Source organism: Pseudomonas sp. 22085 (assembly GCF_052045815.1).
Lineage (GTDB): Bacteria > Pseudomonadota > Gammaproteobacteria > Pseudomonadales > Pseudomonadaceae > Aquipseudomonas > Aquipseudomonas glycinae.
In genome coordinates this window covers 236623-260688 of the sequence record NZ_JBQEQA010000001.1, presented here as the reverse complement: position 1 = coordinate 260688, position 24066 = coordinate 236623, and the positions used below count along the sequence as shown (strand labels likewise).

The 24066-nt window shown below is 55.6% G+C and carries 20 protein-coding genes and 1 pseudogene; 14 read left to right on the top strand and 7 right to left on the bottom strand.

Annotated elements, in window-relative coordinates; translation table 11 throughout:
• Window positions 1–12: 12 nt before the first annotated feature.
• From ACTJK7_RS01080 to ACTJK7_RS01065, 4 genes are all read right to left on the bottom strand, one after another.
• Window positions 13–1551, bottom strand: a complete 1539-nt coding sequence (locus ACTJK7_RS01080) for a cryptochrome/photolyase family protein (RefSeq protein ID WP_108562000.1) — start codon at window positions 1549–1551, stop codon at window positions 13–15.
• A gap of 25 nt (window positions 1552–1576) precedes the next feature.
• Window positions 1577–2119 carry a DUF3833 domain-containing protein gene (locus tag ACTJK7_RS01075; protein WP_440779610.1) on the bottom strand — a complete coding sequence of 181 codons (543 nt, stop codon included), beginning with the start codon at window positions 2117–2119 and terminating at the stop codon, window positions 1577–1579.
• 376 nt (window positions 2120–2495) lie between these two features.
• Complete coding sequence (locus tag ACTJK7_RS01070) at window positions 2496–2657, bottom strand: hypothetical protein (protein WP_165369533.1); 162 nt, start codon at window positions 2655–2657, stop codon at window positions 2496–2498.
• A 278-nt stretch (window positions 2658–2935) separates the two neighbouring features.
• Window positions 2936–4054, bottom strand: a complete 1119-nt coding sequence (locus ACTJK7_RS01065) for an SMP-30/gluconolactonase/LRE family protein (protein ID WP_440779611.1) — start codon at window positions 4052–4054, stop codon at window positions 2936–2938.
• Window positions 4055–4295: 241 nt separating this feature from the next.
• On the opposite strand from ACTJK7_RS01065, the gene ACTJK7_RS01060 reads away from it, so the two are divergent.
• From ACTJK7_RS01060 to ACTJK7_RS01030, 7 genes are all read left to right on the top strand, one after another.
• Window positions 4296–5117, top strand: coding sequence for an ABC transporter substrate-binding protein (locus ACTJK7_RS01060; RefSeq protein ID WP_108561994.1), 822 nt, complete (start codon window positions 4296–4298; stop codon window positions 5115–5117).
• Window positions 5114–5959: an amino acid ABC transporter permease gene (locus ACTJK7_RS01055; RefSeq protein WP_108561992.1), complete on the top strand. Its 846-nt coding sequence runs from the start codon at window positions 5114–5116 to the stop codon at window positions 5957–5959. Before ACTJK7_RS01060 ends, ACTJK7_RS01055 begins: the two co-directional genes overlap by 4 nt.
• Before the next feature lie 35 nt (window positions 5960–5994).
• On the top strand, window positions 5995–7377 hold the full coding sequence (locus tag ACTJK7_RS01050; protein ID WP_440779612.1) for an LLM class flavin-dependent oxidoreductase: 1383 nt from the start codon (window positions 5995–5997) through the stop codon (window positions 7375–7377).
• A gap of 188 nt (window positions 7378–7565) precedes the next feature.
• The gene (locus ACTJK7_RS01045; protein ID WP_323151552.1) at window positions 7566–8297 is read left to right on the top strand and encodes a GntR family transcriptional regulator; all 732 of its coding nucleotides are present in this window, start codon (window positions 7566–7568) and stop codon (window positions 8295–8297) included.
• Window positions 8298–8433: 136 nt separating this feature from the next.
• Window positions 8434–9723 carry an MFS transporter gene (locus ACTJK7_RS01040; RefSeq protein ID WP_108561986.1) on the top strand — a complete coding sequence of 430 codons (1290 nt, stop codon included), beginning with the start codon at window positions 8434–8436 and terminating at the stop codon, window positions 9721–9723.
• A gap of 29 nt (window positions 9724–9752) precedes the next feature.
• On the top strand, window positions 9753–10598 hold the full coding sequence (locus ACTJK7_RS01035; RefSeq protein WP_108561984.1) for an amidohydrolase family protein: 846 nt from the start codon (window positions 9753–9755) through the stop codon (window positions 10596–10598).
• A 296-nt stretch (window positions 10599–10894) separates the two neighbouring features.
• Window positions 10895–12280, top strand: coding sequence for a GntP family permease (locus tag ACTJK7_RS01030; RefSeq protein WP_440779613.1), 1386 nt, complete (start codon window positions 10895–10897; stop codon window positions 12278–12280).
• Between the two features lies 1 nt (window position 12281).
• Here ACTJK7_RS01030 and ACTJK7_RS01025 read toward each other — a convergent pair.
• A pseudogene (locus ACTJK7_RS01025) lies at window positions 12282–13139 on the bottom strand (bestrophin family protein); the annotation flags it as partial.
• Window positions 13140–13189: 50 nt separating this feature from the next.
• Here ACTJK7_RS01025 and ACTJK7_RS01020 point away from each other — a divergent pair.
• The 6 genes from ACTJK7_RS01020 (at window position 13190) to ACTJK7_RS00995 (ending at window position 19749) form a co-directional block, all read left to right on the top strand.
• Window positions 13190–14167 carry an ABC transporter substrate-binding protein gene (locus ACTJK7_RS01020; protein ID WP_234420629.1) on the top strand — a complete coding sequence of 326 codons (978 nt, stop codon included), beginning with the start codon at window positions 13190–13192 and terminating at the stop codon, window positions 14165–14167.
• Window positions 14164–15090, top strand: coding sequence for a homocysteine S-methyltransferase family protein (locus ACTJK7_RS01015; protein ID WP_440779614.1), 927 nt, complete (start codon window positions 14164–14166; stop codon window positions 15088–15090). Before ACTJK7_RS01020 ends, ACTJK7_RS01015 begins: the two co-directional genes overlap by 4 nt.
• Window positions 15083–15550 (top strand): peptide-methionine (S)-S-oxide reductase MsrA, encoded by a 468-nt coding sequence (gene msrA, locus ACTJK7_RS01010; protein WP_440779616.1) that lies wholly within the window; start codon window positions 15083–15085, stop codon window positions 15548–15550. Before ACTJK7_RS01015 ends, msrA begins: the two co-directional genes overlap by 8 nt.
• 518 nt (window positions 15551–16068) lie before the next feature.
• Complete coding sequence (locus ACTJK7_RS01005) at window positions 16069–17877, top strand: Mu transposase C-terminal domain-containing protein (RefSeq protein WP_158285998.1); 1809 nt, start codon at window positions 16069–16071, stop codon at window positions 17875–17877.
• A gap of 1 nt (window position 17878) precedes the next feature.
• On the top strand, window positions 17879–18742 hold the full coding sequence (locus tag ACTJK7_RS01000) for a TniB family NTP-binding protein (RefSeq protein ID WP_027615627.1): 864 nt from the start codon (window positions 17879–17881) through the stop codon (window positions 18740–18742).
• Complete coding sequence (locus tag ACTJK7_RS00995) at window positions 18742–19749, top strand: hypothetical protein (protein ID WP_440779618.1); 1008 nt, start codon at window positions 18742–18744, stop codon at window positions 19747–19749. Before ACTJK7_RS01000 ends, ACTJK7_RS00995 begins: the two co-directional genes overlap by 1 nt.
• Window positions 19750–20765: 1016 nt before the next feature.
• Here the strand turns inward: ACTJK7_RS00995 and ACTJK7_RS00990 are convergent.
• On the bottom strand, window positions 20766–21032 hold the full coding sequence (locus ACTJK7_RS00990) for an antitoxin Xre/MbcA/ParS toxin-binding domain-containing protein (RefSeq protein WP_027615624.1): 267 nt from the start codon (window positions 21030–21032) through the stop codon (window positions 20766–20768).
• Window positions 21033–21404: 372 nt separating this feature from the next.
• Here ACTJK7_RS00990 and ACTJK7_RS00985 point away from each other — a divergent pair, with 372 nt between their 5' ends.
• On the top strand, window positions 21405–21572 hold the full coding sequence (locus tag ACTJK7_RS00985; protein WP_177325375.1) for a hypothetical protein: 168 nt from the start codon (window positions 21405–21407) through the stop codon (window positions 21570–21572).
• A gap of 1003 nt (window positions 21573–22575) precedes the next feature.
• Here ACTJK7_RS00985 and ACTJK7_RS00980 read toward each other — a convergent pair.
• Window positions 22576–24063 carry a UbiD family decarboxylase gene (locus tag ACTJK7_RS00980; protein WP_440779619.1) on the bottom strand — a complete coding sequence of 496 codons (1488 nt, stop codon included), beginning with the start codon at window positions 24061–24063 and terminating at the stop codon, window positions 22576–22578.
• Window positions 24064–24066 lie beyond the last annotated feature (3 nt).

The window sequence follows — 24066 nt, the reverse complement described above, 5'->3', positions numbered from 1 at the left end:
CGAGCACTGATTTCAAAACGATTCGCCGTTATCCAGCCGCGCCAACAATGCCTGGCCGCGTTGCCAGAGTGCCTGCTGTTTGGTTTCCGGCATGCGGTCGAGGTTCCTGTACATCATGCTCATGCGCTGATTGCCGCGCAGCAGCTCACCGTGGCGCATCAGGAAATGCCAATACAGCGCATTGAACGGGCAGGCATTGTCCGCCGTGCTTTCGCTGACCTTGTACGCGCAACCGCGGCAGTAATCCGACATGCGATTGATGTACTGGCCGCTGGCGCAATAGGGTTTGGAACCGAGAAAACCGCCATCGGCATGCATGACCATGCCCAGCGTGTTGGGCAGTTCGACCCAGTCAAAGGCGTCCATGTAGATCGCCAGATACCACTCGCAGATCTGGCTCGGCGCGATGCCGGCGAGCAGTGCGAAGTTACCGGTGACCATCAGCCGCTGAATGTGATGCGCGTAGGCGTGCTGCAAGCTTTGCCCGATGGCGTGGCGCATGCAGTTCATCTGGGTGTCACCCGTCCAGTAGAACTCGGGCAGTGGCCGGCTGTTGCCGAACGAGTTGCCCAGTGCGTAATCCGGCATTTTCAGCCAGTACACGCCCCGCACATATTCCCGCCAGCCAATCAGTTGCCGAATGAAGCCTTCGGCGGCATTGAGCGCAACGCTGCCGGCCCAGTACGCCGACTCCACGTCACTGCAAATTTGCCGCAAGTCCAGCAGGCCGATGTTGAGCGCTGCACTGATGCGCGCATGAAACAGGAACGGCTCGTCACTGGCCATTGCGTCCTGGTAATCGCCAAACCCCGCCAGGCCATAATCAAGAAAATACGCCCAGAGTGCCTGCGCATCGGCATGGGTGACGGGATAGTTGAAGTCATCGAGCGCGCCGTAGTGCTGGCTGAAGCGCGCCTTGACCAGTGCCAGTACATCGCGGGTGATGGCGTCGTTTTTGAAGCGTGCCGGGTAGGGCGCTTTGACGCCCTTGGGCAGGGCCTTGCGATTCTCGGCATCGAAGTTCCACGCGCCGCCCACTGGTGAGCCGTCACCATTGAGCAGCAAGCGGCTCTTGCGACGCATCTCACGGTAGAAAAACTCCATGCGCAGCTGTTTTTTGCCCTCGGCCCATGCGGCAAATTCTTCGCGACTGCACAGAAAACGCGTATCGGCGTGCCAGTGGATGGGCAAACCGCATTCCTTGATCGAGTGCTCCAGTCGCCAGTCGCCACACTCGGTGATGTGCACTTGCTCGGCCTGCAACAACGCTTGCCAGCGCTTCAGCTCACCGGGCACCGAACCGCTGTTATCGGGATCATCCAGGGTCACGTATTCAACCCGCGTACCCTGATCCCGCAACGCCTGGGCGAAATGGCGCATGGCGCTGAAGATCAGGGCAATCTTTTGTGGATGGTGGGGCACATGACTGGCTTCTTCCATGACTTCAACCAGCAACACGGTGTCGCGCTCGGCGTCGAGTGCGTGTAATGAAGCCAGATCGAACGACAACTGGTCGCCCAGTACCAGACACAAGCGGCGGGTAACGTTCATTCAATGGAGCTCTGCGTTTTACGGTTCATTGGCTTGATTCGGGGCCTTGGCGGCGGAAGAACAAAGTCACCTGACCGACTTCCACCCCGAACTTGGACATGCTGGTGCGGTTGATCAACGTGTCCTCGTCCATCAAGTACATCCAGTCGTCCATGCTCATTTCATAGGTCGAGTCGTCGACCGGTACGTTCAGCCGATAACGCCAGTGAAGTGTGTTGCCCGCCACCTGGCCTTGGGCAACCCCTACGACATCACCGGCGCGGCCGCTCCAGCGTCCCTGGCCCTCGGGCGTCAATGTCCATACGCGGTGTTGGCGGGTGCCATCGCTGTACAGAAAGCGCTCGTCGAGAATCAGGTTGTTGCCTTCGCGGCGGCTGACAATGTTGACTTCGAAACGCTTGGTCACTTCGCCGCCGCGCTTCTGAAACATCCCCCAGGCCTTGACGGGCTGGCTGAAAAAACGCTGCAGATCGAGCGCCGGTTGTTGATCGGCATAGCGAGTGACATCCACGTTGGTGCAGCTTGCGATGCTGAGTATCAGTGTCAGTAACAGCACTAATCGAGTCATTGCTTTACTCCCTGATGGCAGAGGGGGTCGAGGGACCGCGCTGGAAATGCTTTCTTGTACGCCATGAAGCGCGCGTACAGGGTTGCGGCCGTCTAATTTCGTTTTTCCGCGCCAGGTTTGCGCGGCATGGCGGATCAGTACCCAAAATAATTGTACGAAGATGGTAATTCTGTATAGGTTTTGTTCAAGATAGGCGGAAAAAAGCCACCTGACAATCAAGCGGCAATTTTTTCGCGCAAATGCGCAGAACCGACATCACAAGCTGAAGGCTTGCCTGGGTAGCGGGGAGAGGGCGCGAATAGTGTTCACTGTGGTTTGCGGTGCTGTCGCCAGCAGGCGGAAAAAGGCCCGGGTTCCTCCGGGCCAGTCATGCACATCAGTGCGAATCCGCCTCGCTCGCAGCCTCGGCAGCGGATCTTTCCCTGCGCCTCTGGAGCCAACTGTAGAACGCATGCACGGGATGAAGGACGGCGGTGAGTACGCCGAGCAGCAGGATGGTGAAAAGGATGATCAGCGGGATGCTTTCGTGCGAGAACATGGTGGGTTACTCCTGTAGTCACTATGTCGTAACCCGCAGACTAGACGCATCGAACCCTGTTTTCGATGAATGAATGTTCATCCTTGAACGCTTCGGGTGTGTTACGGCGAATCTTATGGGTGCATTGTCAGAATGATTTTCCCGACAGTCCTTGAAGTCTCCATTCGCCGGTGGCATACGCCAGTTGCACGGCGTGGGATTGAATGCCGCGCATCCCTGGTTGCGCGGCAAGATAGTGTTTCGAGACTCAGCAAGCGATCAAGCGCACAACGGCGTGCTCACAACGCAAACGTAGTCCCGCGAGTATTCACAAAAAGCGAGTAGATCGAGTGACTGCTTGCCATGAACAGCCTGTTCCCTTCGCGCCCCCCGAAGCACAGGTTCGGGCAGCGCTCTGGCAGCGAAATATGCCCGATGGCCTTGCCCTGTGAGTTGAAAACCCGCACGCCGTCGAGTTTTTCCAGGTCGGCCCTGGGATCTCCATTGCCGCCCCAGCCGCACCACAGGTTGCCCGCTTCGTCGCACTTGATACCGTCGATTGCCGCATAGTCCAGCCCCTCGATGTGTTTGCGACGCTCGCCCAGTGTGCTGTCTTCCTTCACGGCAATGGCCCAGATCAAGCGATTGGGTTTGGCGCGACCTTCGACGACATACAGGGTTTTCTCGTCGGGAGAAAAGCACAGACCATTGGGGCCGTTCAGGTCGTCGATGACCCGAGTGACCTTTCTGCTCTCACCGTCGATGCGGTAAACGGCGTGGGGTTGGCTCGGGGTGATTTTGTGGCCTTCGTAGTTGTTGCCGGTCTGGAATGGCGGGTCGGTAAACCAGATCGATCCGTCACTTTTGCAGACGATGTCGTTGGGCGAGTTGAAGGGCTTGCCCTCGAAGCTGTCGGCCAGCACGGTGGTCGTGCCGTTGTATTCGGTGCGCGTGATGCGGCGGCCTTCGCTGGTGGTGGTAGAGCCTTCGCAGACGATAAGCCGCCCTTGGCGATCCCGGCACATCCCGTTGGAAAAGTTCGAGTGTTCACGGTACACGGTGAAGGTTTCGGTGATTTCATCCCAACGCATGATGCGATTATTGGGGATGTCGCTGACCAGCAAATAGCGGCCATCGCCGATCCAGACCGGTCCTTCGGCCCAGCGCATCCCAGTGGCAAGTTTTTCCACACTGGCGTTGAAAATACGTAGGTCGAGGAAGCTGTCGTCGAGGATGTGAATCAGTGGATCCGGGTAGCGTTGACTCAACGGTTCGGCGGCTTCAGCGAGACTGGGCAGCAAGGCAGAGCCGGTGGCGAGCGTGGCGGAAACAGCGAGGGATTTTTTCAGGAAGCTGCGTCGGGTATTGCCCTTTACCTGTTCGAGGCTTTCAGGCTTGGCGGCCAGGGATGAGTCCATGTAGCGATCTCCGTGGTTTTATTTTTGTTGGGAGGCGTACTAATAACCTGTGATAGGACATCGTACAAGTTAATCATTTTCCAACCCTGACAGGGCTTGGCGTTGGAGGCGCGTCGGTTAAGGCTGAGGGCCAGGATTCCATATAGCCCAAGCGCAGCTTTTTATTCCCAAAACGAAGTTCATATTAATTTTATAGTGCGTTTTAATCTAATCAGGTTTTTCCTCATTGGAGCATTCGCACTTGAAGATCCCGACACATTTGACACTTGGCCTGGCGCTCGCCGTCAGTTGCTCTGCAGCATTCGCGGGCCCCACCCTAGATCGCGTGACGCAAAAAGGTGAGCTCACCGGTGTCCTGATGGAGAGTTACCCGCCGTTCTCTTTTCTCAATGACCAGAATCAGCTCGACGGCTTCGATGTGGATGTCGCTAAAGCTGTGGCCGAGCGCCTTGGGGTCAAGCTGAAACTTGAAACCCCATCCTGGGACGTGATTGCCGCGGGGCACTGGAACGGTCGATATGACATCTGCGTGTGCTCGATGACACCGAGCAAGGCGCGGGCCGAAGTGTTCGACTTCCCCGTGGAGTATTACCAGTCGCCGGCGGTGATCGTGGTCAATGCAAAGGACAAGGAGATTGCCACTGGCAAGGACTTGTCCGGCAAAAAAGTCGGTGTGATCAGTGCGTCGACTTATGAGGCCTATCTGAACAAGGATCTGGTCATTGAAGGCGCCGAGGACAAACCGTTGAGCTATCCGTTCGACAATGTCCAGATCGCCCCTTACGACAACGAAACCGTTGCCTTCCAGGATCTCGCACTGGGTACCGGCGTGCGCCTGGATGCCATGGTCACCAACCTGATCACCGCGCGTGAACGCATCGCTCAGGATCCGCGCTTCAAGATTGCCGGAGATCCACTGTATGCCGAACCGAACGTCGTGGCGGTCGAAAAAGGCGATCCGCAATGGAATGCGAAAGTCACCGAAGTCATCGCACAACTCAAGACTGACGGCACGCTGAGCAAAATATCCCGCAAGTGGATCGGTTCTGATATCAGCCAATGACAGCCATCAATCCGCATCCGGCCAAAGCGGCTGTCAGCTCGCCAAAGCAGCCGCCACTGACACGTCAGCTATTCGGTTTTCGCACGCGCCTGTATCTGACGTGGGCGGCGCTGTCGGGTCTGGGCGTGTGGTTTTTCATGCGCTTCGATCTGAAGTTTTCGATCATTCTGGAAAAGTGGCCCAACCTGGTCGGCCTGCATCTGGGCCCGAACGGGTTCTTGCAGGGCGCTGCGCTGACGATATTCCTGTGTTTCTGCTCGATCTGGTTTTCGTTATTGCTGGGCTTTGTCACCGCGCTGGCCAGGCTGTCGAGCAGTGCCGTGGCGTTTGGTATCGCCAGCTTCTACGCCTCGTTCTTTCGCGGCACGCCGCTGTTGATCCAGATCCTGTTGATCTATCTGGGGCTGCCGCAGTTGGGCGTGGTGCCGGGTGCAATCAGCGCCGGGATCATCGCGCTGTCGCTCAACTACGGGGCTTATCTGAGTGAGATTTTTCGTGCCGGCATCCTCGCGGTTGCCCCGGGCCAGCGCGAAGCAGCCGCCGCACTGGGCCTGAGGCCGGCCGCGACGTTCATCCACATCATCCTGCCGCAAGCCATGCGCACGATCATTCCGCCGACCACCAGCCAGTTCATTTCGATGCTCAAGGATTCTTCCCTGATTTCGGTCATGGGGGTCTGGGAAGTGATGTTTCTGGCGCAGTCGTACGGGCGTTCGTCCTACCGTTACATTGAAATGCTGACCACCGCAGCCGCCATCTACTGGCTGTTATCCATCGGTCTCGAACTGATCCAGCATCGCCTCGAACGCCATTACGGCAGAGGCTTCAAGCATCAGCGCTGAGCCATTTCGTTAAATGATTTCTTGCAGGAACCCCAATGTCCGATCCTAAACCTCTGCTGTTTGCACTCTATGAACAAGCGAGTGTCGGGTGCGGCGGTGCACCGAGCCTCTGGACGCACCCGGCTGACGAACGCCTGGCGATCAATTCGCTGGGCTACTGGTCAAACCTGGCGCGGATTGCCGATCAGGCGCACCTCGATATGTTGTTCTTTGGTGATGTGCTGGGTTTCTACGATGTGTTCGGCGGCAATGCCGATGCGGCGATGAAATGGGCGGTGGAGGCGCCGGCCAACGATCCGTTGATGATCATTCCGGCGTTGGCGGCCGTGACGGAAAACCTGGCGTTTGGTGTCACGGTGACCACCAGTTATGAGCACCCGTTTACCCACGCCCGGCGCTTCAGCACGCTTGATCACCTCACCAATGGGCGAGTGGGCTGGAATATCGTCACCTCTTACCTGTCCAGCGCCGCCCGCAATTTCGGGCTGGAGCAAATGATCAAGCATGACGATCGCTATGAGCGCGCCGAAGAGTTTCTCGATGTGGTGTACAAACTCTGGGAAGGCAGTTGGGCCGACGACGCCGTGGTGGCCGACAAGGCCCGCCAGCTGTATGCCAGAGGCGACCGGGTGCGACCGATCAATCACGAGGGTGCGCACTATCGCGTGGCCGGGCCGCACCTGACCGCTCCGTCTCCGCAGCGCACACCATTGCTGATTCAGGCGGGCTGGTCGGGGCGCGGTCGAGAGTTCGCCGCCAAGCATGCGGAACTGATCTTCATCGCCAAATCCAACCCGCAGGAAATCCGTCAGGGCCTGGAAGACATCTGGGCCCAGGCGCAGGCGCGTGGGCGTCAACGTGAAGATGTGAAATCGTTGACGGTGTTGCGCATCGTCACGGCCAAAACCGAAATCGAAGCCCAGCGCAAATACGACGAGCTGCAAAGCAACTATCACTTGCAGGCACAACTGGTCAGTTACGCCGGCGACACCGGCATCGACATCAGCCGCTACGCCGACAGCGATGCACTCTCGACGCACACCGAAGGCCTGACCTCATACGTCATGCGCCCCGATGGCAGTGGCAAGCCGCTGACGGCGGGTGATGTGAAAAAGCGCTTCGCCAGCGTTACCCGTGGCAGCGACCTGATTCTCGTCGGTACACCGCAGCAAGTCGCCGATCGCATCGAAGAACACGCGCGAATTTCCGGAACCAGCGGCTACATGCTCAACCCGTTGATCAGCCCGGGCAACCTTGAGGACTTTGCCGAACTGGTGATTCCCGAACTGCAAAAGCGAGGGCTGTACCGGACTCAACCGCAAAGCGGCACCTTCCGTTCGCGGTTGCGGGAAGACCGCTCCAGTCACCTGCCTGCGTCGGCCTATGGGGCTTCGTTCCGCTTCGACAAGGCGCTTTAGGGGAGGGGGGAGTCACGCGTCGTGCTGGGCGCAGTGACTCTCATAGAGCTTGCTTGACGTAGGCTTGCCGGGCGATGGATCACCATTCGTCAGCAAGAGGCCGTGCATCTTCTTGACAGTCAAGTCGTCGGAGGAAATACTCACCAAAAATTCATATAGATGACTAGATAACAAGGTAAATAAAGTCGATGAATTCTCTTTCCAGCGATGTTCGCCTGCCGCTTTACCAACGTCTGCGTGACCACTTGGCTGAGCAGATTGCCAACAATCGCTGGCGCCCGGGGGAGGCCATTCCCACCGAAGCCGCGCTTTCTGCGGAATACCAGCTGTCCACCGGTACCGTGCGTAAAGCGGTCGACGCGCTGGTCAGTGAGGGCATTCTGGAGCGTCAGCAAGGTCGAGGCACCTTCGTTCGCCGGCCTCAATTTCAATCTTCGTTATTCCGTTTCTTCCGTTTTCAGACTGCTGCTGGTGAACGTCAGGTACCCGAGAGTCGCATCCTGTCGATCGAACCGATGATTGCGCCGTCGGCGGTGGCGCAGGCGCTAGGGCTGCCACCTGACGCGCCGGTCATTCGCATTGTCCGAGTACGTCTGCTCGATGTTCAGCCGGTGCTCGCCGAAGAAATCTGGCTGCCGCGCAGCCGCTTCCAGCCGCTGCTGGAGATTGACTTGAGTCGTCAAGGGCCGCTGCTGTATCCGATCTACGAAGAGATATGCGGTCAGGTCGTCGCCTATGCCGAAGAAACACTCACCGCTGAATCAGTGAATGAGGTGCACGCGCGATTGCTGCAAGTACCAATCAACAGCCCCGTGGTGGTGATCGAGCGTCTGGCGCGCGATTACGCGGGTACGCCCCTGGAGTGGCGCCGCTCCCGAGGGCATGCCGAACACTTTCGCTACAGCGTGGATATTCGCTAACCCCGTGCCCGGTTAGCGGATCGTTCAGCGGCGAGTCGGTCGCCGCTGGTTTGATCGTTTTGTTTGAGATGACTGGCCCCGAAGCGGCGCGGTTCGCGCTCGGCTGCCTCACGTTCCGCCTATAAGGATAAGAATCATGTTCAGCTGGTATCGCCAAATCACTCCTCGGGAGCGCAAAACGTTTTGGGCCTGCTTCGGCGGATGGTCCCTCGACGCACTGGAAGTACAAATGTTTGGCCTGGCGATTCCAGCGTTGATCGCCGCGTTCGCCTTGACCAAGGGCGATGCGGGGCTGATCAGCGGAGTGACTCTGGTCACGTCAGCTATCGGCGGTTGGGTAGGGGGGACATTGTCCGATCGCTACGGCCGGGTGCGTACGCTGCAGTGGATGATTGTGTGGTTCTCCTTTTTTACTTTTCTCTCCGCGTTTGTCACCGGCTTCAACCAGCTCTTGATCGTCAAGGCACTGCAGGGTTTCGGCATCGGCGGCGAGTGGGCAGCGGGTGCAGTATTGATGGCCGAAACCATCAATCCGCAGTTTCGCGGCAAAGTGATGGGCACCGTACAAAGTGCCTGGGCCGTGGGTTGGGGGCTGGCCGTCGGAGTGTTCACACTGATTTATTCCCTCGTGCCGCAGGACATGGCGTGGCGCGTGATGTTCCTGGTTGGGCTGCTACCGTCGTTTCTGATTATCTGGGTGCGTCGTAATGTGGAGGAGCCCGACAGCTTCCAGCGTCTGCAAAAAAAAAACGCCATCCCGCAAAGTTTCTTCAAATCCCTGGCCGGCATCTTCCGGCCCGATTTGATCCGCGTAACGCTGTTCGGCGGTCTATTGGGGCTGGGTGCGCACGGTGGTTATCACGCGGTGATGACCTGGCTGCCAACGTTCCTCAAGACTGAGCGCAATCTGTCCGTACTGAATTCTGGTGGCTACCTGGCGGTGATCATTTTTGCGTTCTGGTGTGGATGTGTCGTCAGCGGCTTTTTGATCGATCGGATTGGCCGGCGCAAAAACATCGTCCTGTTCGCGCTTTGCTGTGTCATCACGGTGCAGAGTTACGTGTTCTTGCCGCTGACCGATACCCAGATGCTGTTCCTGGGGTTCCCGCTCGGCTTTTTTGCGGCCGGTATTCCCGCAAGCCTTGGCGCGTTATTCAACGAGCTATACCCGGCAGACGTGCGCGGTGCCGGCGTCGGCTTCTGCTACAACTTTGGCCGAGTGCTTTCCGCGGTGTTCCCGTTCCTCGTCGGGCACATGAGCGACTCCATGTCCCTTGGATCTGCGATTGGTATCGACGCCGGGATTGCCTATGGCGTGGCGGTGATTGCGGCACTTTGTCTGCCGGAAACCCGTGGACGCAGCCTCGAAGCTTCGAATACATCGGTGGCAGTCACGATCAACGGCAACGAGAGTGCGCGGGCCTGATGCCCATTACCTTCTATTAGATGAACGCTATGACTGATACCTGCTCTATACCGATCACCGGCATCGACTCCCATGCTCATGTGTTCAGCCGTGATCTGAATTTGATCGGTGAACGGCGCTATACCCCTGATTACGACGCCACACTTGAGCAGTATCTGACGCACTTGCACGCTCATGGCCTGAGTCATGGCGTATTGGTTCAACCGAGCTTTCTAGGCACCGACAATAGCTACTTGTTGGCGGCGTTGAGGCAAGCGGCGCAGCAGTTGCGAGGGGTCGTGGTGCTGGAGCCAGGCGTCAGTCGCGTCATGTTGAATGAGATGGATCAGTTGGGTGTGGTCGGCGTCCGCTTGAACCTGATGGGCAAGGCGTTACCTGATTTTCGTAACAGTGCCTGGAGAGCGTTTTTCAGCCACATTGCTGATCTTGACTGGCATGTCGAGTTGCATCGGGAGGTAAAGGATCTGCCGGGACTGATCCATCAATTGACGCCGTACGGTTTGAAGTTGGTGATCGATCACTTTGGCCGGCCGGATGCCAATTCGGGTGTCGATCAGCCCGGGTTTTGCGAGTTACTGGAGTTGGGGTCGAAAGGTTCGATCTGGATGAAAGTATCGGGAATCTATCGTTTGGGAGGTACGCCGCAACAGAACATCAATTTCGCTCGAATGGCATTACCCCTGCTGGAACAAAGTTTTGGCCTTCGCCAGTTGGTGTGGGGCAGCGACTGGCCGCATACGCAGCATGAGCAAAGCATCGGTTTTCGCACCGTAGTCGATCAGTTAAAGGCCTTGGAGTGCTCGAGGCAGGTTAGCGATTCGCTGCTTGTGCAAGCCCCTCGAAGGTTATTCGGTTTTGCAAAAGGCAAAAGCTGAGACTTGCGCCTGCATTCGCAGATGTCCATTCATCTCACCTATTTAAATGAATACCTACAGAACGTTCGACGTACGACGTTGCAGTAAAACCTATCGTGCCTCATCGAGAAGTTCTGTGTAGTAGCAGCATATTCCAATTACAAAAGAGCAGATTCCATGGACACGTCATCCAATGCCGAAGTTGAAAGCACCCAAACGATGTTTGGTTTATCGCGTGCAACGACAGGCGTTACGGTTTCAAACTTCTCTTTCAAATCTGACTGCAGTTTGAGCGTCAGCCCAACCGAGATCCTTTCATGACTCCCTTAGATATAGACCTCTTACTGACCGCATTGGTGAGCGTCCTGGTGCTGGTGGGGCTCATCGTGTCGCGTCTCAAAATGCACCCGCTCCTGGCCTTGTTAGTGGTGTCCGTAGGTGTTGGCTTTGCAACCAGTATGGAGCCAGAAGCCATCGTCTCCCACGTGATGACCGGCGCCGGAAAGACACTGGGGGCAGTAGGGGTCGTCATCGCACTTGGAGCGATGCTGGGCAAAATTCTTGCTCACGCAGGCGTCACAGAGCAGATCGCCGAGGTCATCCTCAAGCGAACACCGGATCGAATGATTCCTTGGGCCATGATGATGGTTGCATTTGTAATTGGCATTCCCATGTTTTTCGAGGTGGGCCTGGTGATCATGCTGCCGCTGATCTTCAGCGTGGCGCGAAAGCTGGAAAGCCAGGCTCGCTTCAAAGGTTCAGCGTATGTGTATGTGGGGGTTCCGGTGATTGCGGCACTTGCAGCCATGCACGGGATGGTGCCGCCGCACCCTGGTCCCTTGACGGCCATCGCCGCGCTCAAAACCTCGGTTGGGCCCACAATGCTCTATGGTTTCCTTGCGGCAATTCCTGCAATGATCTTGGGCGGCCCGCTTTATGGCGCATTCATTTCGCCGCGTATGAGTACTCGGCCGGATCAGGTTTTGCTGGATCAGTTCACCCTGGCTGAAAAAGCCGACAATCAACCTGGCACCAGCGTATGGCTTGGCGTGCTGGCAGCCTTGCTACCGGCGATCCTGATGCTGGTTCATGCCGTCGCCGAGATGCTATTACCCAAGGGCAATGCGATCCTGAAGATGGCCAGTTTCTTGGGCAATCCCTTGATAGCCATGCTCCTGGGCGTGCTGTTCGCAGGGGCGAGTCTGGTACTCGCGCGGGGTGGCGATGCGGGGCAATTGCGCGAATCCCTGGGCAAGAGCCTCAAGCCCATCGCTTCAATCATCATGATCATCGCCGGCGGTGGTGCCTTTCAGGAATTGCTGACCAGTGCCAAGGTGGGCGATGCCATTGTTCACCTGACTCAACAGTCTGCGTTCCCTCCGCTGATCCTGGGCTGGTTGATTGCGATGCTGCTCTCGGTATCTACCGGTTCAGCCACTGTCGGTATCGTTGGTGCTGCTGGCTTGCTGGCGCCGCTTGCAGGTGCTGATCCAAGCCTAAACCTGCCTCTGCTTGCCTTGTCCATCGGCTGCGGTTCGCTGTTCTTCAACTATGCGAACCATGCGGGCTTCTGGATGGTGAAGGAATCCTTCGGCATGACGATGGGCGAAGCCACCAAGACCATTTCGGTGGTTCAGTCCATCGTGGCTGTGGTCGGTTTGATTGTGGTGTTGATGTTGAATGCGGTTATCACAGTGACTTGAGTCAGGATCTGTTCGCAGGTAGTGAATCTGCCCGGGCGTGTTCTTCAAGCCTGCACACATCACCCAACGAATCACGTTGCATCGACTGCAAGTTCTTTTCAATGGTTTCGCACAGTGCTTCCATTTGAATCTGGTGTTCGCTGTGGCGAAACGGGCTTTGCAGATCGGTGCCGATGCGTTCGATGGCCAGCAGCATGAACCCCACCACGGTCGACGCCAGCGGCGTGAACCAGCCCAGGGATTCGACCAGTCCCACCGGCACGATCAAGCAGAACAGCGAAATAAACAGCCGCGGAAAATAGACGTAAGGGTAGGGCAGCGGGGTATTGGCGATCCGCTCCATGCCGCCCTGACTGTTGGACAGGTCGACCAGCGTCGACTCAAGCCGCGCCAGGCGAATACTGTCCAGATGCCCGGCCTTGTATTCCCTGGCGAGCAAAGTCGCGGAGCCGGTGAGGATATCGTTGGCAAAGTTATTGGTCGTGCCACTGCGGGCGAACTCTTCGGCGGGAATAAACGCCCGCACCTCGTCAGGACAAGGCTGGCCTTGCAGATGCGCGGCGAGGCAGTTCACATACGCGACGTGGCGGCGCAGCAGAGTGGATTTGACTGGATTCACCTCGCCGCCGACGTCGTCCAGCAGCGTCAGCACCTGCCGGGCGAAGCTGCGGGAGTTGTTGATCATCGCCCCCCACAACGTCCGCGCTTCCCACCAGCGGTTGTAGGCGCTGCTGTTGCGAAAACTGATCAATACGATCAACGCCGAACCCAGCAAGGTCAGCGGCATCAGCGGCAGGTTCAGCTTGGCGTTGAGGAACAGCATGAAGTCGACGGTGACGGCGATGTCCCACAGCAGCAACCTTGAGTGCGGCCGCAGTTCTGGCTTCCCTGATCGTGCCGGCCAGCGTGATGGCCAAGGACAAAATTGTCATTGGCGAGCAGAACTGGACAGGGGCCATCGCCATTCAACACATTCTGGGTGAGGTGATCAAAACCCGTCTGGACGGTGATGTGTCGTATCTGGCCGGGGACGTGCCGGTGCTATTCAGTGCGGCGGCCAAGGGCGACGGTTCTGTGGATGTGCTGACGGACATCTGGCTGCCCAATCAGTCCGCGGCTTGGGCCAAGTACGTCACCGGCGGCACACGCTCACTGGTACCCAATGCTCATCCTTATACCGGCGAACAAGGCTTCTACATTCCCGGTTATCTGCAAGACAAGTACGGCGTCAAATCGATCTACGACCTGAAAAAACCGGAAGTGGCCAAGCTCTTCGAGCCTTTGGGCGGCGGCAAGGCCGAACTGCTGGTGGGACCGGCGGGCTGGGAGTCGACGTATATCGGCCAGATCAAGGCCAAGGATTATGGCTTCGCCGATAAATTCGAATCCGTGTCGACGGAAGCCTCGGTGACTTACGCCAAACTGGCCTCGGCTTACAAGGCGCAACGCGGCGTGGTGTTCTACGCCTACACCCCTGACTGGATTTTCTCGGCCTATGATCTGCGTCGTCTGGAAGAGCCCGCGTTCGATGGCTACGCCCAGGACAACAAAAAAGAAGATCCTCTCTACAAGGCAGATGGCTGCTGGAAATTCGTCAGCCCGACCGTCGATCCTGACTGGCTGAACAAGAGCCACATCACCTGCGCCTTCCCGGATGCCAAGGTGTACGTCCTGGCTTCCACCGCACTGCAAAAGCGCGCGCCGAAAATCGCCGAGTTTCTGCACAATTTCGCCATCGACCCGGCACAGTTGAACGGACTGATCCAGAAGATCGAAAAGGAAAAACAGCCAGCAGACGTCGCCGCCAAGGCCTGGGTTCAAGCCAACCCTTCTACTGTTGACCAGTGGTTTGCAGGGAAGGCGCAGCAAGTGAGTTCAGCCCAATGACCAGAGCGAACGTACGTGTGCTCGATGGCGGCATGGGGCGCGAGTTGAAGCGAATCGGCGCGCCGTTCCGTCAACCGGAGTGGTCGGCCCTCGCGCTGATCGAAGCGCCAGAGTATGTGCTGCAGGCGCATCAGGCGTTCGTGACAGCGGGCGCGCGGATCATCACCACCAACAGCTATGCGGTGGTGCCTTTTCATATTGGCGATGAGCGATTTGCCGAGCAGGGAAGAGCGCTGGCTGAGCGCGCCGGACGGCTGGCGCGGCAGGCCGCCGACGAAAGTACCGATGCGGTCACCGTGGCCGGGTCGTTGCCGCCGGCGTTGGGGTCGTACCGGCCGGATCTGTTCGATCATCAGCGTTCAGTAGCGATCCACCGCGAACTGATTGCCGGATTGCAAGCGCACGTCGATGTGTGGCTGGCCGAAACGCAAAGCTCCATTGCTGAAGTGCGGGCGGTGGTCGAAGCCCTCGGAACGGATCCCGCGCCACTCTGGGTGTCATTCACGCTGTTGGACGAAGAGGGCCGGGAACCGCGATTACGCTCAAACGAGGCCGTTGCCGATGCGGTTCGGGTGGCGGCTGAGCTGGGGGCCAAGGCGGTGCTCTTCAATTGCAGCCAGCCGGAAGTGATGGCCGCGGCCTTGATTGAGGCACGCGCTGTGATTGAAAACCTGGATCATCCTGTCGAACTGGGGGTTTATGCCAATGCTTTCCCACCTGTCAGTGCCAAAGCCGAGGCCAATAGCGATTTGTTGGACATTCGGCGCGATCTGGGCCCCGAGTCCTACCTGGACTGGTCGAAATCATGGGTTGCCGCAGGGGCCAGCATTGTCGGCGGATGCTGTGGGATCGGCCCGGAGCATATCGCCCAGTTGCATTTGCACCTGCAGTATCTAAAGGGTGAGGAGGCCGCGCATGAGTGATTTTTCAGGCGACGCTCTGTCAGAGCAGGCGACATTCGGTGCCGGCTGCTTCTGGGGGGCGGAAGCCTCATTCCGGGCATTGCCGGGTGTGCTCGACACCCGTGTCGGGTTCGCTCGGTCAGACCAGGGCGACGCCACCCTGATCGAAGTCGTGCAAGTCGACTTCGACTCCCGACTCATTTCCTACAGCCGTCTCATCGAGCACTTCTGGACACTGCACGATCCCACGTCAGTCGACCGGCAGGGTGCGGACGTCGGGGCGAAATACCGTTCCGCGCTGTTTTTCAACAGTGCCGAGCAGGCCCGACGGGCGCTTGTCGCCAGGCAGCAGCTGGATGCCAGTGGCCAGTTGGGCAAGCCAGTGGCTACGGTGATCCTGCCACTGGGTGAGTTTCAAAAGGCAGATGAAGAACATCAGCGCTACCTTGAAAAGCACGGTGGCAGCGCCTGTTCCATTTGATGCATATGTCAAGTCGGCTCCAGGCAGCCGACGCGCGCTGGGCGTTATGGCGGTTGGCCGACTCGGTTAGCGACGTGCATAACGGCGTGGCATCCTGGCATAACCTCCATGGCTGCGGTCTCGCTGATCGCAGCCTGCATGTGTGACTGTTATCCATAAATGATAAAAAAATATATTCAAGAAAATCAAGCATTTAGCTGAAGTGAAATCCATAGAGGATAAAAAATTAGCAAAATCTGAGGGATTTATCCTTTTTGAGGTGCAGAAGCTACGTGTTGTGGCGTTATATGTCGTAGAGTTATAAAAAGCATCTGACGAACACGATTTTTGTCGTTTTTCGTGTATCCGTTACACGGCTTTAGAAAATAATAAAAATTAGCATGCAATCATATTTCTCAAGTAAATCATGAGCTTATGAGAGATTTTTTCTTCATTTTTTGGCTGGTTTGCCAAGGGTAGTTTTGCGGTCCTTTTTTCTTTGCTATATGGGGATTTTTTCGCACGGAAAATCTGAGGTCATGCAGATAGAGATTGAAGAAGGGATGCATGTTGTAGCTCGCGGAAAAGCTGCATTAATTGTGCGGCCGGTTGATGCAGATTCAGTTGAGGTACTTCTGCTTTCTACTCGACAAAAGATCACTGTTGGGCTGAATGAGATAGAGTTCATCACGGTGCCTAAGAGATCTACTGGCGGCTCCGAAATTCTTTACTTGACTAGATTGGAATCTGAATCAAATGACCAGGAAATTCAGCTGGCATTGAGGCGCCACGAGGTATTGTCGAGATTGCACCGTAAGGAAATTTCTGTGGCCCAAGCAGCAGAGGAAATAGGTGTTACTCGATCGCATGTTTATAAGTTGCGTGCCAAGCATGATGAAAGTATGGGGTATTGCACTCAGTTGGTTCGGCGGAGAGGTAATCAGAAGAACTCACGACATTTAGATCCTGCTCTCGAAAAAGAAATAGAGGCAGTGCTCGAGACATTTCGTAAACGTGCAGGAGTTACATTTGCAGAGGTGTGGCGTGCTGTGCAAAAAGCTTGCATGTCACTTAACCTAAAATGCCCTGCACGCAAAACGATTCGAAATCGTATGAAAAGTAGTTTTACTCGCGAAGAGGTCACCCGTTTGAAATATGGGCGGGAGGTGGCTGCACAGATGCATGACTCTCGACCAGGAAAGTACAAGGCTACCAAACCCTTAGAGTGGGTGCAGACTGACCACACGCTCGTTGATTACGAGGTTCTCACGGACGACCGTAGTGACACTATTGGTCGCCCTTGGCTGACCCTGTTTATTGATGTCTATACGAGGGTGATACTAGGATACTATCTCAGCCTTCATCCACCTAGCACTTTGTCGGTTGCTTGTGCCTTGGCTCATGCAGTGATGCCGAAGGAAGACTTTTTACGTAGATTGAATTTATCAGGCTTCAAGTATCCGATGTATGGCCCCCCGTTCATGGTCTATATGGATAATGCGAAAGAGTACAGGAGTCATAAGTATCTCTCTTCTTTAGATCGTGCGCATATCGGCTACGATCACCGTCCGCTGGGGAAGAAGCACTTTGGTGGTCATGTCGAAAGGCTGATAGGTACGATGATGAATAAGGTTCATTTGTTGAGCGGCAGCACAATGTCAAATACAGTTGTTAGGAAAAGGCTGGCTAGAGATAGGAAGCCCACCCAAACGTTCACGGAGTTTGCTAGGTGGTTTGCGTTAGAAGTAATGGAATATCATTCGACCGTGCACAGCGAAATTAAAAAGACTCCTTTGCAAGCATGGCAGGATTACTATGGTCCGCATGGTGTAGTGCCTTTTCCTCCGCAAATAACAGACGCGCACCAGTTTCGTTTGAACTTCATGCCTCAAGAATATAGAAATATTCGGCCCGGTGGCATTGAATTTAAGACTCGTTTTTATTGGGATCCTGTGCTCGATCCCTTTATTGGAGAGAAAAAGGTTCTGATAAAATACGACCCATTTTCACTTAAGCAAATCTGGGTCCAGTTAGATGGCCAATTCATTCCGATTCCTTTTGCCGACATGACGTTGCCTGATATTACTCTGGAAGAGCATAGAGCGAAAGTTCTCTCTAGTCAGTCACTGGAACCAGGATCTTTTGGTGATGCTCAAGCAGCAGAAGCACACAGTGAAGCAGGCAGGATAGAAAGTGCAAGCATAAAGAAGACGCGCGCTGCCAAAAAACAATTAGCTGCGAAAGTTGAGTATCAAAAAGAGTTCTCGTCTGCGGAGGTTGTCAAAAAAGAAAACAAAGTGGCTCCCGATTATTCTTTGCCACCAAAGCCTTTCAAGGGGGGTGTGTAAGATGGGTTATGATCATTTGCGCCCTGACCGACAGGCGTTGCTCGGCCAGGATATTGAAAAAAGAATTAAATTGATGCTCGGTGATATTTGGGTAGATATAGCGCCAAGTGAAACCGTATTCAAGGTTATGAACAATATGGCGAATGTTCCTAAGCGAATAACAGCGCCCGCGCTTTTGGTGACGGGCCTAGGGGGAGCTGGAAAGAGTGCAATAGTCAAAGAGATTCCAAATCGAGTATCTAGGAGCGAAGGACTTCTAACGATAAGCATGGCTTCTGATCCAGACTTAATGAAAAGAAAAGAGTTTAGGACTGAGATTTACCATAAATTGGAGCTTCCCTGTCCGCCAATCCACCGTAAGTCTTCGGTAGCCGACTTAGTTACTAGAGAGCTGTCAGAGATCTTAAAGCTTAGGAATATATGGGGCTTAGTGATTGATGAGATTCACGACATGCTATTATGCGGCAAGGTGGAGCAGAGAATTAATAGCTCAATGCTGAAGGCTTTTCTTGGGGAGTCATATGGAATTAGTCTATTCGCGTTTGGTACGCCTAAAGCAAACAGCTTTATATCCGCCATAACCGAAACGCAGCGTCGTTTTTCGGTAATCAAATTAGAGGACTGGAAAGAAGATGAAAGCTTCAGAACGTTTTTGCTGGGAGTCGAGGAATTGCTTCCTCTTAAAAGGCCATCACGACTGTACGACCAAGACAAAGTTTTTGCCATTTTGGCTGCCACTTCAGGGCGAATGGATAACGTGATGAACTTGATCAGGTCTGCTGGATGCTACGCGCTTAGAGATGGAACCGAAGCGATTAGCCTAGAGCATCTTGCAAAAGCATCTGCCAGCCCTTGGGGTTATTGATGCGTACTATTGCAGGTATGCCCCATATACTGCATGACGAAACGATATCTTCTTGGCTGTATAGATCTACGCTTAGGTCACGATACAATAATCAGTATTTGGCTGGTCAGTCATTTATGATTCCGCCACCAGTTTCCTGGGGCGGCCCGCTGGTCGAGAGCAGTGACTGGGACTTTGATCCAAATACAGATTTTTTGAAGGCGGCTATGGAAAATTTAGCAATTGATGTTAATTATGCCGCTGCATTATTTTTCAACACCCACGGGCGTGTTGTGGATTGGGCTCGACGCTGGTGGTTCTGTGCCCAGTGCTTGCGTGCAGACATTGCTAGGGGCCAAGCCCCAGGCTGGCGTAAGCATTGGTGCTATAGAGATTCGATCGTTTGTTCGACCCACGGAGCGGATCTGCACAGGCTACAGGTCCAACCTCAACTGAGTCGTGGATGGGACGCCTTTATTCAATGTCTGCAGGACAGATTGATTGATCCAGCCTGGCAGTGCCAAAACTTTCAGCGCTTCCGCGTCAGCGTAGTGAACAGAGTGGCAAGATGGAAATTGAAGCAAGGAAAAGTCACCCTTGACATATTCGACAACTTATATAGTGTTATGCTGCTTGCGCCTGTGTATAACGGCAATCAGGGCATGGCGTATGAATTATTTGGCGAGCCTGGGCCTTTGATCCGCCTTGCGATGCCTAATTATCTGGCAGGCATCAAGTACGGTGCAGAATTTGCGAGTATGAAGGCGAGGTTTGCGAGTCTTTTGCTTGCTGGATACTTAATGGGAATTGTAGGTGATCGAGATCTAGCATTTGTCGCAGCCAAGGATGAGAGGTTTGAGGCTTGGAGGAGCTATAATTTGGATTTAGTGAGCTCTATGCGATTTGGGTGTACAAGTAAATTGGACCGCAAGTTGCTTGAGTCGCTTCTGTTTGGGCGCGAGGAGCTCCCGTGCGATACTCTTAATCGTGCGCTTCGCATTTATTTTTTTAAGCTTAGAATACAGTAGAGCTTTTCATATTGATGCTCAGCTATAGCCGTGCCGCAAAGTATGTGTGTCGTGCGCTGACGGTTTTCACTTGGCTCGGCAAATGTGGCCCAGTGAAGATATTTGTTTACTTATGACGCCTTCTCATGAGTTGTTTATAATAAATTAATTTTTGGCGCGCAGGGCGAGGCGTTCATCATTGGTGAAAGAGGCTTCAAACTTTATGCTTTGGGGCTGTGCTCATAAGGCTCTGCTTAGGTTCATTCTCCGGGTTGAATCTCTAGAACGACGTGAGGAGTGTTCCAAAAATTTCCTCAACCAGCACCATGTACTGAGATGGATGGGGCTTTCCGCTGCCCGAAGCCAGGTCAGGGTGAAGCAGAGGAGGATTTCAATAGCGATCTTTATTTCAGATATGGGATGGGTCATGGCCTGTGTCCCCAGAGTGCTAGGTAGCCTACTGCGCTGTCGGACCGCCCTTGCAGCCTGCCAGAGTGGTAAGGCCAAGGCCCTGTTTTTTGCTAGGATTGCCCAAACTTGGATGATTTTCTTCAGTAGGCAAAGAAAATCTTCAGTTCTGAAGTTTTTCTACAATTTTTCTTCACTCACGTTTACCTCGCGTGACGCATTTAAGGTGTTTTCGTGATCTTGACAATGTTCGCCAGCTTCAAGGCTTTTACAGTAGGTGGCCGATGAGCGATCAAATAGTCCCCCTGAGTTCCGATTCGACGAGGTTCGTTTTCCGCTCCTGCTATGCCACAGTGCTCAGCAGGGTGGACGCCCGATACGACGTTCGGGGTTACCTTTTGGCGCAGATGGTAAAGCTTTGCCTTCAGAATCGAGGCAGGCTGCCTCGTGTTAGCCGCGACTTTTACACGCAGTACGCTCAAGCCGAGGCGATTGCATTCTTGGAAATGTGTGTCACTCACTTGCTGTTCGGTCCGGCAGGTCGCTTTTCGCCGCAGGAATATCACTACTAGGCAGATGCATACTCAGAGCCGGCCTAACCTCTAGCCTGCTCAACTGCATTTAGATGCTCACGTGTAAACGTCGTACTCGAGGCGGTAGAGGAAGTCCCATACCTGCGCATAGCTTTCATGATGCCAAAGCAGGGTGCATGGGGTGTGGTTGCCAAGACCAAGCGCAGGCTTGATCATCCAGCGCTGCGCCAGATCTCCGTTGCCGAGCACTTCGATAGCTTTTCGAAAAATTTGCCCGTGCCTTGTTAAAAAAGCCCCATGAGCAGAGGTCCAGCAGCTCGTTGAGGGCTGATCGCTAAGTCCGTGGATCGTGATACTGTTCATGGCAAGTGTTCCGAAGGCGACAGTCGAGAGACTCTAGTAACACTATGACGTCAGGCGGGGGGGCACGTCACTGATCTTGCAGGTAAGGGCAGCGACTGCGGACGGCTATGTGAAAACGCCTGAGTTTTTCGAGTTGCGAGGCGTATCGGTTAAAACCTGTCGATCATGCCTCTGGACTGCCCCTGAAAGCTCCGCCTGATTGACGTCTAGCACTCCCGCGGTGTGGACACCGGGTTGGCTATACAGTCAGGTGCGGGTTAGGGCCAGCGTGCCGCGGGTGGCAAACGTGCCAACGGGCTGCTGTCGCAGGTCAGTACATATTGGTCCAACAGCAATAATATCTGTTCATATCACTAAAATCGCGAGGTTTCCATGGATAAACCAAAACACGAACCGAAGCCAATGATGGCCGCTCGTTTCCAGGCGGAAGCACGCGCAACGCTAGCAAAGCGGACTAACAAGCCCAGCCGTTTTCTCGATCTTGCACTGGCCAAAGACCGCGACTTTGAGCCAGTAGGCCGCTTGGCTGGTTTGGACTGACTTAACGTAAGACTGGCTACAGGCTTCACTGCGTTGGGAAAGCGCCGTTTTTTCATGGTACAGCGTCAATTTGCCTTTCCTAGCTCCCGACGAGAAGCCGCTTCCGCCCCAAGTGTTCGCTCAGAATCGGACGACTAGTGGCTGCTGTGCCGACGTCGATCATTGCCTCAGTAGCGGGGCGTCCACCAGCACCAGCGGCTGGGAGAAGGGTAGCTGTACCGGCACTGTCAATTTCATCTCGCTCAAGGTTTCTATAGATACCGATAACCTGTGCTTATCAGACCCAATATACCGAGTCGCAGTTTGAAAAGGTAAGCTATCCAGCAAATTGCGAAGTTATGCTAAATCGATCGCCGTTTTCCAGCGAAACGAAATCGATTCCTATACTTTGCTCAAGCCAAGCTGCGCCTCGACGTTTTGATCAACAGCGTAAGGTAATGGAGGTGACGGCTGGTGCATTTTCCCACCGCGCGCATTACCCGATGCCGGCGGCCGGCGTTAATCATGCTTGGGCTGCAGTCCGTTGTCGTGCGTGTACGTCGATCCGCTTGATGTTGCAGTGATAAATCAGAGGGTAGCGTGCGTGCAGGTGAGGTCTTCAATATCATCCCGAAATTTTCGAGATGAGGCTCACCACGCGCATGCTGATGCCAAAGTGCGGCAACGGGTTGAACAATGCATTCGGGCGTAGGTGATTGGACATGCGGAAAGCTTTGGATTACACGCTGAAATCCGCTATGAACGCGGGTTACCCGCTATTGATCAGCGACCGCCGGATTTGCCACAGATGTCACACGCGCTTTCCTAGGTGAGGCCCATGTAAAGAGCAATCCAGGCCTGTGGTGGGTGCGAGGACTTCGCCTACATTCTCGGACAGTTGCCCGGCTGCTATGCCTCAATCGGCAATGGCATCGGCAGCCGGGGAGGGTGCATGGCACATCTTGGAGTATGACTTGAATGACGACATGCTTGCGGTGGGTGACAGCTTCTGGTTGTGATTGATTCAGGCCTGGCCGGCTTCAGGATCAAGGCTTGGCCAGTTTGCCAGTACGCGCTGGCGCAATGCCTGCGGGTATGCTTGGTCGAATGAGGCGTGCAGGTGTCTGGCTTCGGGCTGAAGCGTATCGAACACCACCTTGGGTCCACGGCGTGCTTGGTACTCCGCTTCGACGTAGCACTGCGGCAGGCGCACGATCGGCTGGTCTTCGAACACGGCGCGGCGGCCAGTGGGGTGCACCCGCGTAGCCAATGCCCAGACCACGTCGGTGATGGAGGTGGGGTCAATATCATCATCCACCAGGTAGATCTGTGGCACGAAAAGCATCGCATCGCTTTTGAACAGCACTTCGCCCAGGCGCCGAGCGAATTCCTCGCTGGAAACGCCAGGCAAGCGTTGCCGCCAGTCCCGAGAGGCGACGGCCAGGAACCAATGCACAGCCGCAGGCTCCGGTGCCCATACCGTGTTGATCGGCAGTCCGGCATCCTGCAGCCGGCTCAAGGCATCAGCGGCGATGCCGATGGCCCACACGGTGTGCGATTCGTCCGTTGGCCGGCCCGCGACCACCAGCGGCCAGATGGGCGAGTCGCGGTGGGTGATGGTCTCGACGTGGAAAGTCGGTTGGGCGGATGAGCCTGTGCCCAGGTACCCGCCATATTCACCGTAGGGCCCCTCCATGCAATCACGCTCGATGGAAACATGCCCTTCGATGATGATTTCCGCCGAAGCCGGGACGTCGAGGTCGACACTGATGGCCTTGACCAGCTTCACCGGTTCCCCGGCCAAGGCTCCGACGAAATCGGCCTCATCCACCTCGGCCGGTAGCGGCATGCCGGAAACGCATGAAATGGCCGGTGCCGGCCCTTGTACAAGGGCATAGGGCATCGGCTTGCCCAGCTTGACCCATTCGCCCCAGATCTTGCCGATGTGCTGGCTGGGGACCATCAGGCCGACCATTCGCTTGCCATCGACCTTCATGACGCGGGCGATGGACCAGTTCACCCAACGCCCGTCGGGTGTTTTGACGATCAGCGTACCCCAGGTGTTGGCATAACGCCCGCCATCCTGGTCATGGGCGAAGGGAATGGGAAAGCTATCCAGCGTGGCATGCTCGCCGCGCAGAATGTGCTGCTGACTGATCGCTTGCCCGGACACCACGCGCACGGGTTTGATATAGCGCTGCCGGCGCGTCTGGGCCAGGGCATTGACGATGGCCGGGCCGGCCGATTGCGGCGGTAGCCCCAGCGACAGCGCGACGCGTGCATAGGGCATGTCGGGCCGCGAGCACAGGGCCGCGGGCGCGCCGAGGATGCGAAAACCCGCTGCCACGCCGCGAATGTTCTCGAACAACGGCGCAGCGGAGCGGATTTCATAGCTGCGCCGCGTGATGGCGCCGGGTTCCAGGTCACCATCGACCTCCCGGTGAATGTGCATGACATCGCCCAGTTCATCCAGAGCGGCGAGGTAGTCCCTTAGGTTGTCAAAGCACGGCATGCT

Bases quoted from the DNA above. Each gene is read 5' to 3' on its own strand.
- ACTJK7_RS01070 (WP_165369533.1), bottom strand. From the start codon at position 2,657: ATGTTCTCGCACGAAAGCATCCCGCTGATCATCCTTTTCACCATCCTG.
- ACTJK7_RS01080 (WP_108562000.1), bottom strand. From the start codon at position 1,551: ATGAACGTTACCCGCCGCTTGTGTCTGGTACTGGGCGACCAGTTGTCG.
- ACTJK7_RS01065 (WP_440779611.1), bottom strand. From the start codon at position 4,054: ATGGACTCATCCCTGGCCGCCAAGCCTGAAAGCCTCGAACAGGTAAAG.
- ACTJK7_RS01000 (WP_027615627.1), top strand. From the start codon at position 17,879: ATGGGTTATGATCATTTGCGCCCTGACCGACAGGCGTTGCTCGGCCAG.
- ACTJK7_RS00990 (WP_027615624.1), bottom strand. From the start codon at position 21,032: ATGAACAGTATCACGATCCACGGACTTAGCGATCAGCCCTCAACGAGC.
- ACTJK7_RS01045 (WP_323151552.1), top strand. From the start codon at position 7,566: ATGAATTCTCTTTCCAGCGATGTTCGCCTGCCGCTTTACCAACGTCTG.
- ACTJK7_RS00995 (WP_440779618.1), top strand. From the start codon at position 18,742: ATGCGTACTATTGCAGGTATGCCCCATATACTGCATGACGAAACGATA.
- msrA (WP_440779616.1), top strand. From the start codon at position 15,083: ATGAGTGATTTTTCAGGCGACGCTCTGTCAGAGCAGGCGACATTCGGT.
- ACTJK7_RS01040 (WP_108561986.1), top strand. From the start codon at position 8,434: ATGTTCAGCTGGTATCGCCAAATCACTCCTCGGGAGCGCAAAACGTTT.
- ACTJK7_RS01050 (WP_440779612.1), top strand. From the start codon at position 5,995: ATGTCCGATCCTAAACCTCTGCTGTTTGCACTCTATGAACAAGCGAGT.
- ACTJK7_RS01020 (WP_234420629.1), top strand. From the start codon at position 13,190: ATGGCCAAGGACAAAATTGTCATTGGCGAGCAGAACTGGACAGGGGCC.
- ACTJK7_RS01015 (WP_440779614.1), top strand. From the start codon at position 14,164: ATGACCAGAGCGAACGTACGTGTGCTCGATGGCGGCATGGGGCGCGAG.
- ACTJK7_RS00980 (WP_440779619.1), bottom strand. From the start codon at position 24,063: ATGCCGTGCTTTGACAACCTAAGGGACTACCTCGCCGCTCTGGATGAA.
- ACTJK7_RS00985 (WP_177325375.1), top strand. From the start codon at position 21,405: ATGGATAAACCAAAACACGAACCGAAGCCAATGATGGCCGCTCGTTTC.
- ACTJK7_RS01005 (WP_158285998.1), top strand. From the start codon at position 16,069: ATGCAGATAGAGATTGAAGAAGGGATGCATGTTGTAGCTCGCGGAAAA.
- ACTJK7_RS01030 (WP_440779613.1), top strand. From the start codon at position 10,895: ATGACTCCCTTAGATATAGACCTCTTACTGACCGCATTGGTGAGCGTC.
- ACTJK7_RS01075 (WP_440779610.1), bottom strand. From the start codon at position 2,119: ATGACTCGATTAGTGCTGTTACTGACACTGATACTCAGCATCGCAAGC.
- ACTJK7_RS01035 (WP_108561984.1), top strand. From the start codon at position 9,753: ATGACTGATACCTGCTCTATACCGATCACCGGCATCGACTCCCATGCT.
- ACTJK7_RS01055 (WP_108561992.1), top strand. From the start codon at position 5,114: ATGACAGCCATCAATCCGCATCCGGCCAAAGCGGCTGTCAGCTCGCCA.